At 40.8% G+C, this 12,380-nt stretch carries 18 protein-coding genes and 1 pseudogene; 2 read left to right on the top strand and 17 right to left on the bottom strand.

Annotated features, from left to right (window positions below; genetic code table 11):
- Positions 1-109: 109 nt before the first annotated feature.
- The 15 genes and pseudogenes from BM114_RS11110 to BM114_RS11040 form a co-directional block, all read right to left on the bottom strand.
- Positions 110-526 (bottom strand): DnaB-like helicase N-terminal domain-containing protein, encoded by a 417-nt coding sequence (locus tag BM114_RS11110; protein ID WP_092113448.1) that lies wholly within the window; start codon positions 524-526, stop codon positions 110-112.
- Complete coding sequence (locus tag BM114_RS11105; protein ID WP_092113447.1) at positions 523-1,092, bottom strand: hypothetical protein; 570 nt, start codon at positions 1,090-1,092, stop codon at positions 523-525. Before BM114_RS11105 ends, BM114_RS11110 begins: the two co-directional genes overlap by 4 nt.
- On the bottom strand, positions 1,083-1,964 hold the full coding sequence (locus BM114_RS11100; RefSeq protein ID WP_092113446.1) for a helix-turn-helix domain-containing protein: 882 nt from the start codon (positions 1,962-1,964) through the stop codon (positions 1,083-1,085). Before BM114_RS11100 ends, BM114_RS11105 begins: the two co-directional genes overlap by 10 nt.
- A gap of 207 nt (positions 1,965-2,171) precedes the next feature.
- Positions 2,172-2,660, bottom strand: coding sequence for a recombination protein NinG (locus tag BM114_RS11095; protein WP_092113444.1), 489 nt, complete (start codon positions 2,658-2,660; stop codon positions 2,172-2,174).
- Entirely contained in the window at positions 2,657-3,007 is a 351-nt protein-coding gene (locus BM114_RS11090) for a DUF4406 domain-containing protein (protein WP_177207100.1), read from the bottom strand. The genes BM114_RS11095 and BM114_RS11090 overlap by 4 nt, the downstream gene beginning before the upstream one ends.
- On the bottom strand, positions 2,997-3,392 hold the full coding sequence (locus BM114_RS14160; RefSeq protein ID WP_143089317.1) for a hypothetical protein: 396 nt from the start codon (positions 3,390-3,392) through the stop codon (positions 2,997-2,999). The genes BM114_RS11090 and BM114_RS14160 overlap by 11 nt, the downstream gene beginning before the upstream one ends.
- Before the next feature lie 1,244 nt (positions 3,393-4,636).
- Positions 4,637-5,638 (bottom strand): annotated as a pseudogene (locus BM114_RS11080) (DEAD/DEAH box helicase); the annotation flags it as partial.
- A 53-nt stretch (positions 5,639-5,691) separates the two neighbouring features.
- Positions 5,692-6,351, bottom strand: coding sequence for a hypothetical protein (locus tag BM114_RS11075; protein WP_092113438.1), 660 nt, complete (start codon positions 6,349-6,351; stop codon positions 5,692-5,694).
- A gap of 20 nt (positions 6,352-6,371) precedes the next feature.
- Positions 6,372-6,812, bottom strand: coding sequence for a NinB/YbcN family protein (locus BM114_RS11070; RefSeq protein ID WP_092113436.1), 441 nt, complete (start codon positions 6,810-6,812; stop codon positions 6,372-6,374).
- Entirely contained in the window at positions 6,799-7,038 is a 240-nt protein-coding gene (locus BM114_RS11065) for a helix-turn-helix domain-containing protein (protein ID WP_092113434.1), read from the bottom strand. Before BM114_RS11065 ends, BM114_RS11070 begins: the two co-directional genes overlap by 14 nt.
- A 3-nt stretch (positions 7,039-7,041) precedes the next feature.
- Positions 7,042-7,509 carry a DUF3127 domain-containing protein gene (locus BM114_RS11060; RefSeq protein ID WP_092113432.1) on the bottom strand — a complete coding sequence of 156 codons (468 nt, stop codon included), beginning with the start codon at positions 7,507-7,509 and terminating at the stop codon, positions 7,042-7,044.
- A 2-nt stretch (positions 7,510-7,511) separates the two neighbouring features.
- On the bottom strand, positions 7,512-8,330 hold the full coding sequence (locus tag BM114_RS11055) for a hypothetical protein (protein WP_092113430.1): 819 nt from the start codon (positions 8,328-8,330) through the stop codon (positions 7,512-7,514).
- On the bottom strand, positions 8,323-9,249 hold the full coding sequence (locus BM114_RS11050; protein WP_092113429.1) for an ATP-binding protein: 927 nt from the start codon (positions 9,247-9,249) through the stop codon (positions 8,323-8,325). Before BM114_RS11050 ends, BM114_RS11055 begins: the two co-directional genes overlap by 8 nt.
- 14 nt (positions 9,250-9,263) lie before the next feature.
- Positions 9,264-9,818 (bottom strand): response regulator transcription factor, encoded by a 555-nt coding sequence (locus BM114_RS11045; protein ID WP_092113427.1) that lies wholly within the window; start codon positions 9,816-9,818, stop codon positions 9,264-9,266.
- The gene (locus BM114_RS11040) at positions 9,806-10,033 is read right to left on the bottom strand and encodes an RNA polymerase sigma factor sigma-70 region 4 domain-containing protein (RefSeq protein ID WP_143089316.1); all 228 of its coding nucleotides are present in this window, start codon (positions 10,031-10,033) and stop codon (positions 9,806-9,808) included. The genes BM114_RS11045 and BM114_RS11040 overlap by 13 nt, the downstream gene beginning before the upstream one ends.
- Before the next feature lie 135 nt (positions 10,034-10,168).
- Between BM114_RS11040 and BM114_RS11035 the strand changes: the two genes are divergently transcribed.
- Positions 10,169-10,915, top strand: a complete 747-nt coding sequence (locus BM114_RS11035; protein WP_092113424.1) for a hypothetical protein — start codon at positions 10,169-10,171, stop codon at positions 10,913-10,915.
- A 5-nt stretch (positions 10,916-10,920) separates the two neighbouring features.
- Positions 10,921-11,232: a hypothetical protein gene (locus BM114_RS11030; protein WP_092113422.1), complete on the top strand. Its 312-nt coding sequence runs from the start codon at positions 10,921-10,923 to the stop codon at positions 11,230-11,232.
- Between the two features lie 288 nt (positions 11,233-11,520).
- Here the strand turns inward: BM114_RS11030 and BM114_RS14425 are convergent, their stop codons facing one another.
- Both BM114_RS14425 and BM114_RS14420 read right to left on the bottom strand, forming a co-directional pair.
- A complete protein-coding gene (locus tag BM114_RS14425) occupies positions 11,521-11,679 on the bottom strand; it encodes a hypothetical protein (protein WP_177207099.1) in 159 nt (52 codons plus the stop codon).
- Positions 11,680-11,945: 266 nt separating this feature from the next.
- Positions 11,946-12,380: hypothetical protein (locus tag BM114_RS14420; RefSeq protein ID WP_177207098.1), on the bottom strand; the 435-nt coding region annotated here is incomplete at its 5' end.

The following is a 12,380-nucleotide window of genomic DNA, read 5'->3' as shown; positions in this document are numbered from 1 at the left end:
CGCTCTTTATATCTTTACTCGTTAAATTCGATTTTTGACACTTTTTAGCCTCGTGGCGGCGTTATTTCTTGCTTTTGGTAAACTATACTATTATTCGTTAGAAAGTGGCTTAAATCGCTTTATTTTGCGTTTTGTACTTTCCAATTACAATTTCCAGGAATTTTGCCACATAATCGGTGAACTTTACATCTGTGTATCTGTACCGCTTCCCGTCAATCAGACTTGCAAGCCAAACTCTCTCGTTGTAGTCCACTTTCTTTGCGAGGAAATAGTAATCTCCGGCCAATTCTACCATATACCCTGCAAGAGGAAGCAAATCATTATCGAACTCGCAGAGGTGATAAGGAGTAATAGCCTTGTCCCCTGTCTTGCGATATTCGATAATGGCAGAGTAAATCCTTGCGTTCCTTTCGTCTGTGAACATATCAGCCGTGATGCAGTAACTGCAATCAGCGAACCAATCCGAATCAAACGTGTTCAGCAGAGTGCCGATGATGATGCTCTCTATTTCCTGTCTGCGTGTCATTTTCTAAAACTCTCTCCAGTGAATAGAACAGGGCGAGTGAGATACCGAAGTCTGTCAAGTGTCCGCTCTCCGTATTTCTCGCATATTTCGTCAAGCGTGAGATTGGTAGTAAGGAGCAGCATCTGATTTCTTTTTTCAGCAAGACTGATTACTTCCTCGAAGACATTATGAGTTTCCCCATAAATCTTTCCTACATCCTCAACTCCAAAATCGTCTATGAGTATTGCACAATCACACTCCCGTAAAAGTTGCCGCTTGTCGTTTATCTCATACCCATCAAACTTAATCAAGTTCTTTCGGAGATAGTATCTGAAGATATTTGGCATTATCTTCTCGCAGATAAGCGATTTACCACGACCGCACTTGCCGTAGCACAGAAGCCCCTTGTGTTTATTGTCTGTGAGCCACTCAACGATTTCATCATATTCTGGAGCCCAACGTGCATCTTCACCCACGAAGAACTTTAGACCTCGCATTAACAACCCCTTTGCATCTTCAAGGTTGATATTGAAGATTTCTTTTTTCTCAACGTCTGAGAAAACTGATTGTTCTTTTATCACTTCCATTGCTTTATCTTTTGATTGAGATATTTTTCATCTGTGTTATCACGGAGAATAATTCCTATTTGACCTTTCTGTTTCCTTGCTTGTGATATAAGTTCGTTATATTTGGAACTAATATTCGGAACAGAAAGGTTTGCTAATATCCAGTTGTCGCTTATCTTATCAAGAAATACTTGTAATGCGCTAAGCAAATCATCGTCAGAAACAGGCAAGCCTTTGCTTTTACGTGAGAACTTTAACTGATTAAGCAACCGTTTCATTTGAACAGCATCTGCTACTTTCCAGTAATACTTCTCGCCTGTCTTTTTCTCAAAGTATGGTTCAAATATATTTCGAGCCTTAGTTACGATTGTTGGCTCTTTCTTTGTTTTCGATTTGGCTTTGTCATTTTTGCAGTCAAAAGCGTTTGCGCTTAACCCTCCGTTAGGAGAATTATTTTCTATTGTAGTATTTCTTATATTAGTATTTATGGGTAACATATTGTTACCATTGGTCGGTAACATATTGTTACCATTGGTCGGTAACATATTGTTACCATTGGTCGGTAACATATTGTTACCATTGGTCGGTGCTAAACTTGGTATGAAGTCTTCATTAACGACATACTCAAATCTCTTCACATGACTCTTATTAAGTTCTCCAGACAGCTCACTCTTTAAGACAAATTTTGCTTCTACAAGTTCTTTCAAAATACGAACAAGTTGCATTTTTGAAATACCCAAATTTGAAGCAAAGGTTTCCAACGTAAGATGAAGAGAGCCGTCTCCATGTTGGCTAAATCCATGGATATAACCGTAAACAAGAGCCTTGTTCCCTGTTAGTTTCAAATGGCTAATTACCCACAAAGGGACTTGCACATATTCGCCAGCCTTCATTATAAACCTCCTAAAATAACAACGCCCCTAACTTTCAGTCCTAAAGTAACGAACAGACCTACTCGTTAAGGGGTTGATTTTATATTTTCTTTTTTCATTTGGTCGTTACTCCAAAATGTTTAATTCTGTTATTCGCTTGTAAAGTTAGTAAATTTATTTATATTAACCTAAGATTAGTCTAATAAAATTCTTTTTGCTAACATTTTTTCAGATATTGACCTTGATACCCTTCAACGAACTAAGCCTTTTGACCTCTGCGGTATAGTACTTAATCATCGCTTCAAGTTCAAAATCCGACCAATGCTTAGTCTGGTGTTTCTTCGATTCAAGCAACACTACACGTTGCTCTCCGTACTTCTTCACAAGTCCTTGCCGATAGCCCATGATGTTACCTTCATCGAAACGATTGCACTTTCTGCATTGCATATTGCAATTCATTTCACTAAACCGTAAACTCATGTGCTGGCGATTAACGTAATGTCCGTTATCTCCTTGCTCAAACGGCTTTATCTGCCCACAAGAAATGCACTTAAAGAAACCACTTGGCATCACATCGCGCAAACGGATATATGCCGAGAAAACCTTATCAAGTTTCTTGATGAGATTAGGTTTACTCCGTATGGTTTTCTTTCTATGCGTTTTTTCTTCGCTGTGAGCGTCTTTTGACTTCTTTTTGAAGTAGTATTTGTTCATCATCTGAATATCGTCTTAAATCGCTTGTTTTCGCCTAATTCTATTTCACTCATGTTGCTCTCAAAGATTATTTCGCAACCGATTGCCGTTGCAACCATAAACTCCGTATAACAGCCTTGCGAGTGGTTCCACTTATCCATCATGAAAATGGCATCACACTCCGTGAGCAACTGAATATCTCGTTTCATGTGCTGATTGGTTGAGGCTTCTGACGGCAAACCGTTCTCCATAGGATTGACTACTTCGTAACCTGCTGCTTCAAGCATGACTTGTGCAGCCTTGAACGCTTTTCTTCTTTCGTTTAAGCCCTTGCCACTGATAGGGCCGGACACATAACATTTATTTTTCATCTTTGTATATTTCTTTTTGCAAACATTTCCAACAACATTTAGCAATCCAACTAACCATGTAGGCAGCGTGCTCATCGTTAGTCAAATCGTATGCTATACCTAACTCGTCAAATACAGAATTTACAGCGTGTAGGCTTTCGTGGGCAATACGCCCAACTATTTCACTACCGAGTATTTTATCCTCCAAAATGAAGAGTATCAGCGTGCCATATTTCTTACTCTTCTTGTGCATCACGAAACTATATGTATAGGCGTTGCCATCTTCGTACTTTTCTATGGGCTTATCATCGTTTTTGTGGCACACAAATTTATCCTCTACATCCTCCCAACTTGTAGCAACCCACAACTTGCGTGGGTATATGTCGTTCTTAAATTCTTGCAACATTAAAACATTCTATTAGTTAAAATTTTTCCATTACTTTTCACGCACCACAATTGCGAGTGAGGTTTCTCGACATCAATCTTCAAGTCAGACACTTTGCCGAAACGCTTATAGTTGCCAGCCAAATCAATAACCCAACCGTCTTTATCTTTGAACGGTCGGATAGCACGACCACAATTACCCATGATGAGAACTTTCCCGTTCCTTCTTGTAACTATTGTTCCAAACTTATCTTTGACACACCAAACATATTCACCTTTAGACAATTCAGCTTGGATTCTCGCTCTTTTGTATGGTTTCTTGCCACCTACTGCACCATCTTTGACAGAGTTCCCCGCTATTGTGCAATATGTCAATTTCTTGAAGTGTAGTAAATATTGAGTACCACCATTAGTAGCAATATACTCAGTTTGGTTGCATCGCCAACCTCTTCTAAGAGCTAACGATTGAAGTCGATCCGCATAATCCTTGAACGTTCCGCAAGAAATTGCAAATGACTTTGCTTGATAATCGATAGCTATTCTGTGGTCTCCATCTGCTCTATAGATAGAGTTGATGAATACCTCAAACTGAGCCTCATTCATTTTGTCAAGATTATCATTCCATTGCTTGCATCCAATAATATACTTCTCGTACTTACTCCATCCCGTAAGTCCTATAAGTCTATCTGACTTTCTACGAGGCATACCATAAGAAACAATGAAATGGTAGGTATCTGCGTATTTGGCAAATTCCCCTTTTCGCTTAGCAAGTATTTTTGAATATCGCAAACCGATATTCTTCAATACCATCTCTATTTCTTTGATGTTGTCTTCGTTCTTAACTGATTGAACAATGTGAATGGCATTGTTATGCTTATTAACATTACCATCCGAGATAACCCAACCTAAAAAACAAATCTCATCATCGGTAAGAGGAAGTCCTTCAGTATACTCGATTCCCGAAACAGGTACTATTATCATTCCGTTTCGTTCCATAACATCTTGCGCTTTCTCTTTCTTGTAGTCGCATACTGATCCTCTTGATTTAACCAACAAATCATGTTCTCCGGTTACTCTGAAATCAAGATGACTATTACAGAATGAAACGAAAGGCTCACCTTCGTATGTCTGTCTATGTACAATATCCTCAATGCTAGTAAAAACTATTTTACCACCATGATATGCGGCTACTTTATCATCTTTGCTTATCTCTGAATATTTCAAGAATCCACGCTTGGTAAGAATCTCAGTTTTCATATCCAAACACATCTGATAGTACAGAGCAAGGCTTTTGGTCGGTCGGCCCAATATCACCGTATCAAGTTCTGGATAGTCAAAACCAGTGGTAAGAGTTCCCACATTGGCTACCACTTTCACGATTCCATTCTTAAAATCCTGCAATATGCTCTCTCGCTCTGCTTTTGTCGTAGCGCCTGTTACAATTGCTGCGGATATACCCTTTATCTTCAACTTTTCTACAAGGCTTTCGGCTTCCTCAACAAACCGAGTGAATACCAACACGCCTTTGCGTGGTATTCCACTTTTGGGCTTCAATACTCGCAAGGTGGTGGTAGTGAGCTTGTCAAAGAAACCGCTACGCTCGTACTCCATTTTCAAAGACTTCTCGTCATAATCTGCACCTGTCGAATTACTTCTAACATTATCCATATTGATTGCAGTTAGGTCGTAATACTTCAAGTCCGCTAAATACCCTTTGGCAAGTAAATCAGATGTCTGGCAAACATACAAAACCTCACTGAAAATTCTCGGTCTTGTCCGTGTGAGAAACTTCAACATAGAACCTCCCATATACGAACTGAGACGGTAAGGTGTTGCAGTCAAACCTACTACCTGTCTGTCTTGTGAATTGATAAACTTTTCGTACATTCCACCTTTACTGTTCACAACATGGACTTCATCAATAAGCACGTACTTGAAATGCTTGAAATCCTCCATGTGATTCATCACGCTTCCGATAGTGGCAAAGGTTATTCTATTTATATCCTTACAGCCGACAGATGCAGAATAACAACCACAGTCAAGTATTCCGTAACTTTGTAGTTTTGCAAAATTTTGTTGCAAAATTTCTTTACTTGGTTGAAACACCAACAATGGGGAATCAAGCCTTGATGCTATATCTGCTATGATAAGCGACTTGCCACCACCCGTACTTACGATAATCAATCCGTTTGTTTTCTTCGTACTTTGAAAGGCTTTAACCGCTGCATCTGATGCTTGTTTCTGATAGTCGCGTAAAACATACTTCATTGCTCTTAGTGTGTAAAAATGGTGCGGAATTTCACCGCACCGATTGTAGTTAGTTATTCATCTTCATCGTCGCCAAAAGGCAAATCGTCATCATCTGCACTTTCGGGCAAGTCTTCGTTCATCGTAGGCTTTTCTACTTCGGGGAACTCGATACCAAACAATTCTTTCATTGCCTCACGGTTCACATCCTCCTGTGACCACAACGTGTTTCGATCCCATTCGGGAATCTTTTGAGCTTTCACGAGTTGCATTTCTCCATCTACCCACGAATAGAACAAGAAATAGCCATTGAGGGCAATCCTCACTGTTTCTGTCGATGAGAGCTTGAAGTCTGTCGTACCCTCCTTTACTCTCGCTGCCAAATCAGCAATTTCAAGTAAGATAGAGTTGTAGGCTTCCTCTGCCGACTTCTTCATTGCCTTGATAGCTTCCAGCGTTTCGGCAAGTTCCTGCTTACGCTTTGGAACATCGTTCTCTTCTTTCAGACAATACTCTTCTCTAATCATAGAGATTTCGTGATTGTCATAGTTACGAGTTGCCAACTCACCCTCTGGGAATAGGCAGTTGAATTTCTCCTTGAAAACCTTTAAGGCTTCCTTTGATGACTTGGCACCTTTGAAGAGTACCATTACTTCACTGAATGTTTCTTTTGCTTTATCGTCAAGCACGAAGTTAATCTTTGCTGGGCGATAGTCTTTTAAATCTGCGAGCATAGTTTTATTTTTGTTTAATGTTATAAAAATTCTTTATTATTTTCAATCTGTTGCTGTGCGTAAAACAGCATTTCTGATTCGTGAGGACTGGGCAAGTATAAGCCACATTCTGATGCACTCCAATTTCTGAACCTTTCGATTGCAGTTGTCATTTCTCCTTTATCAAGCTCGGTAGTGCTTCTGATATAGGTTACTTGCTGTCCTCGCTTGTTTATTCTCGTTCTCTCGAATATATCCTTATTGCATTTTTTCTTGAAGAAGTCGTACTTCACTTGCTCGATTGTCATACCAAACTCTGAACCGAAGTAACCCAACAAAACGTGCAAGAAACTATTTTGAGCCAAAGACCTTGTTGTGAGTTTATTCTTCAACTCTACATAGGCTTTCCTACGCACCATTTCATTGCACTTCTCTTTGAACTTCTGCAAGTCATAGTCATTCAAGAGATTATACAGAGCCATTACCTACCAACTTATAGTTTGCAAAATGAACCGGCCTGCCAGTGATACGACTAACAGAAGCCTTTGTTTCTGTGATGATGTTGTAACCCTCACTTCGTAGGTCTGCCACTCTTGCCCCCAAACGGTAAATTCCATACTCTCGTAAGGCTGTAAGTGGCTCAATACTGCCAAATCTTTTCAGATGTTGGAGTACAACCGTTTTCTGTGTCATTCTTTCTTCTTCCATACGCTAAAACGGTAAATCATCTTCGTTTTTCAAATTACCACTCTCATCTACTTGCGGTGGAAACGGCTGCTCGTTTTGTCCGCTTGTAGGCTGCTGTGGACTTGATGGGGTAGGAGTGTTTGATTGAACACCATTGGACTGCTGATAGCCGTTGTTTTGGCGCTGATAAGGCTCTATCTTATACCCCGTAACGGAGGTGATGTAGATAGTCTTGCCGTCTTTGTCAAATGGTCTTCCGTTCAACGCAAAGGAAATCGTTACTAAATCTCCGACCTTGAAACTATCCAACTCATTCACCCTGTTGCCCACGAAGTCAAAGGCAGGATAATTCTCAAACTTTTGTCCTGTCATTGGGTCGTAATGACTTGCGTCAAGGACAATCTGACGCTTGGTGAACGTGCCTCCACTCCTTGTAGGGAGGGTAACAGCATTTTCTATAATCAATACTTTTCCGCTAATCTGATTTGCCATAATTACGCTTCATTAAAAATCTTCTTGTTACTTATCAAATTCCTGTTATCTTCCAAGAACTCGCAAAATCTCTCACAGATGTCTTTCAACAGAACCTTGCTTTGCTCATGGTCGTACTGATAGACCTCTGGGTACTGAACTCCCGTGATGAGAGGTGTCCGACTTGTACCACCTTTTAAAACGTAAGCAGTGAACTCAAAAGAGTTAATCTCCGTACAAGCACCGCTCTCTATGAGAGTGTAAGGATAGACATGTCTTTGCCAATACTTGGCATACTTCCCGAACTCGTAGCGTGATGTTGTCTTCAAGTCAAACACCTTGTTTTCTCGTAACTCGTCTATATATCCGTACAACTCTACTTCTCCGTACTTGGTTTCAAGAGTTGCAGCAGTATAGACTTGACTTAACGAGCCTTTGAAATACTCAGCAATGGACTTGCAGAAAGGTATGTCAAACAAGAACTCAAAACCATCACAGGTAGCCTTGATAGCCTTAACTCCGTTGAGGTCTGCCTTGCAAATTTTAACGCTATCATTGTCGCTATTACGATGATGGATAAGACAATCTACTACCTCATTCAGTGCAGTTCCTTTACTTGCCGCTTCTGACGGTTCGTGAGGCACTTTGTTTATGGCATCCAATAACTCCTGCTTCAGAAGCGCATCCACTTCTTCCTGCGAGAAGTGGAGCGTTTCGTCTGCTTCGTTATAGTTTTTATGCCATTCACCTTGCTCGTCTTGGTAGAAGTAATCCTCCGCCTGCGTATCTAAAAAATTAGAAAATTTATCGAGCAAGGTCGGATAAAATCTGTATTTAAGCATATTTCTTGGTCTTTTTGTCGAACTTCAATCCCAACTTGTCGCACTTAGCCTTAACAAGCATACCTATTTTCAGTTTGCTGTCCCAAATCTGCTTACTCTCTGCGAAAGCCTTGCAGAAGTCGTTGGCAGTGCTTGCATCTACGATTGCTTCAACTTCCTCCTTTGCAGACTCAATCAGTTCGTCATACTCTTTTCGAGTTTCACGCTCATTCTTCAAATAGGTGTGGTAACTCTCGAAAATATTAGAAAGGAAGCGATTCTCGCCTGTAACAGCACCTTGCTCATTAATGATAGTCGGTACTTCCATAGCGTTAGGCAGATTGCAAGTATTCTTGGTGTATGCTTTCTCGTTCACGCCCCAATAGACATAGCGTTTCTCTCCGTAGGCTTGCATATAGCCCACCAAATCCAGCTCTTTGATAAGGTCGCCGACAGAACTACCTCCCATTTCTGGACGGACAATCTTCTGCTCACCATCCTTATCCTCTCGCTCGTGAGCGATAAAGACGAGGTTCTTACCCATCATGCTGACCTGCTTCAAGAAATTGATAAACATAGTCTTTCTTGCTCCAAACCCTTGAAGTGAAAGGCTGCCATCACGCTTGGCCAACTTTGGCTCGTTCTTGATGATGTAGGCTGACATGAAGTCCAATGCCTTACCTGCTGTGTCGATGACGATTGTCTTGTACTCCGACAAATCTTCGTTGAGTGCGGAGATTACATCATCCCACTTCTCAACCTGCAAGGTTGGCACTTGGAACGCTCCGTTCACTCGTTGAACTCCACCGTCAAAATCCAACAACACAGGACTTGGTGCTGAAAGGCCGAGAGTTGACTTACCCATGCCAGGCGCACCGTAAACTAACACTTTAATCGTGGAGTTAATAGCCAACTCCGAAGGCTTCTTAAATAAACTCATTGCTCTTAGTGTGTTTAATTGTTAAACAAATTATTTTCATTCGCATATCTGATAAAATCAGACTTTTCATGTATCCCCAACTTCAAGTATGCAGACTTGATATGGTTCTTAATCGTGTTCGGAGAGAGGTACAGTCGTTCTGCAATCTCTTCCTTGCTTGCTCCTTGATAGATAAGTTTCATAACTCTTAACTCTGCTTCAGATAGTTTTGAGTTGAATTTCGGCGAGCAAACCACTCCCTCAAACCTACACTCCCCCCTTAAAGGACACTCAACTTTTTCAAAGTTAAATCTACCCGTTCTGTCTATATCAGACTTAGTCCCATCTAACTTGCCGAAGTTGCATTTACAAAATCTTCTAACGATAAGGTACTGATAGTACGGAACATTCAAAGAACTCTTTTGATACTCTTTCGTTAGAGCTTTGTAAGCATCAGGGTAGCACTCTCTTATCTCCTCCAATACAGACTTGATAAGTTCTGTTTGACTTTCATCTACGACTTGGTTTTTACCGTCATCAGACTTGCACCAAAGCTCACCTTCAAAAATGTAGAACTCTAATCCATCCATAATTCATCCGCAGGTATTCCTGTAACATCTACCAACACTTTAATATGGTTTTCATTAGCAGGTTTCATGCCATAGAAAATCCAATTTCTAACCGTCGTAGAGGTAACTCCTGTCCTTGAGGCGACCTCGTTGATGAAATCCGTCTTCGGACAATTTGCGTCAGGAAGACCCTCATAATAGCCCCGCAGGGTCATTTTTTTTCTGTTTTTCTCCATTTTCTTGCTATAATCAAATACTTTCTTTATCTTTGCATCGTTATATTTAATATTACAATGCAAAGGTAATAAATAAATTTAGAATAACCTAAGGTTAATCTAAATATTTACTTGCCGTTAAGAATAATTAAGAGTATGAACGAGGTGCAAGAAAGATTAAAGTGTTTTATAGCTTATCTTGGAATTAACGAGTCTCAATTTCAGCAAATAACTGGATTAGCAAACGGTTTTGTTTCAAGTACAAATTCTAATATGCGAAACAGTTCAAAAAAACTAATATCAGCTCATTATCCCGAATTAAATATGGACTGGCTTATTAGCGGAAGAGGGGATATGCTTAAATCTGATAAAAACACTATAAATTCATCTGGAGCAAACTCTGCAAATGCAATACATGGGAACGCTGTAATTCTTAACAGTAACGAAATCTCTCACGAAGACAAACGGAACAAAATCCCGTTCTATGATGACGTTTCTACTATTGGAGGAACAAACTCTATGATAGCTAATCTTGATAGTAACTCCGTTGCAGAATACATTGATACTGGAGATTGGTTCCGAGAGGCTACATCTGCCATACGGCATTATGGGGACAGCATGGTGGAATATCCCAGTGGATCTATTCTTGCACTAAAACGTGTATATGATACCAATCTGCTAATATGGGGTCGAAATTACTGTATTGAAACGACCGAGTTTAGAATAACGAAAAGACTTCAAGATGGAGGGGAAAATTATATTTTAGCATATAGCTCAAATACAGAAACTTATCCAGATGGAACACTAATACATTCTCCTATAAAAATACCCAAATCATCTATACGGCATGTAGACTTAGTCATAGGATGTGTAACAAAAGAATATAGTAATAATTTAATATAACGATTATGGCAAGTAATGAACTAAACTCAAAAGGAGGACAAAGTGATAATTCCATAAAAGGAAACAGCACGCAAATATCTGGAAACAGTCCAACTATAAACAATTACGCAATGAGTGAAGATATGGAAAACTTCTATAAGTCAAGCCATATCAAAGCCATTGACATCATAAAGAGTCAAAGAGCTATAATATCTAAACTGCAACATCAGGTAGATAGACAGCAAGACCAAATAGATGTAATGCAGGAAATAAAAAATAAACTTGTAGTAATGCTAATGCGATTACTTGACGAACATAATAACAGGAGTAATGTTTAATGTCTCACCTGAAGCGATAGCTATAACAAAAAGATTTTTTATAGCCTTAGATGTTCTAATAGGTCAACGCAAACTAAAAAGTCTGAATTCTTTTGCAAAAAAATATAATATAAATTATTGGAACCTTTGCACTCTGCGTAACGAGCCGGAACGCAGAGTGCTAAAAATAGAATATATTACATGTCTTATAAAAGACTATAATATATCTCCATGGTATATTTTATTTGGAACGGGAAACATTTTCTCGCAAACAACAACCGACATCCTTTAAGACGAATAATTAGACCATCAGCTTGCCCCCTCCGTATTCTTCCGGATGAAGTCCGCCATCCTTTCGTTGACCCAGTTCATGGCCTCCTCGGCACCCTGCCTGTAGGCGAGCTGGATGGCCACATCGCCGGAGTATTCCCTTGACTTCTCGATGATGTACTTTCCAAAGTCTTTCATATAATCCTCCTTTCCGTTAATCGTACACCATGCACTCGTTGAGTATGTCCGTGATGCCGTCAAGCTGCACGGCGATGACCGCGAGCAGCAGCAGGATGCCCAGAAGGGCGACGATGATAAAGTTCCTGTTCTTCATTTTGTTTCCTTTCTTTCAATAAATTGCCTATAATTCACGCACCCCGGGTTGTTGCACCAGAAGTTGTCGCCCTCCGTCCCTCCGTACCATGCGCAGCGGGGGCAGGGTGTATCTAAAAAATTCCTATTGCTCATATTTTCTGAAATTTCAGCCCGTGCACCGTGCCGTTCCTCGAGATTGCGCTGCTGATATAATTCTGGGGGAGATTGTACCTCGCTGCCGCCTCCCCGATGGATGCGAACCGCTCTCCCGTGGTGAGGCACTCGACGGGCTTGCGCTTGTCCAGGTACCGTCCCCAGTTGCTGCCGGGGGTGGCATTAAGCCGCCTGCAGAGCTCCCGTGCCTTGTCCGACCTCATTTTCCTCGTCTCAGCCGACTGGCGTGCGGCATAGATGGGGGACATGGTGTGCCCCGGCTTCAGCGACCCGTCAAGGTTCCGCCCCGGAGTAGGCTTGTAGCGGTAGTCTCCGAGCGGCGACCAGTCATCCTCGTACATGAGCTTCCATCCCCGGCAGAGGTAGCCTCTGGTGCATGCATTGGCGATGGTGTGTCTGTCGGCCTTGCC

Source organism: Prevotella sp. KH2C16, assembly GCF_900113305.1.
Lineage (GTDB): Bacteria > Bacteroidota > Bacteroidia > Bacteroidales > Bacteroidaceae > Prevotella.
This window is presented reverse-complemented; position numbering and strand designations above follow the sequence as displayed.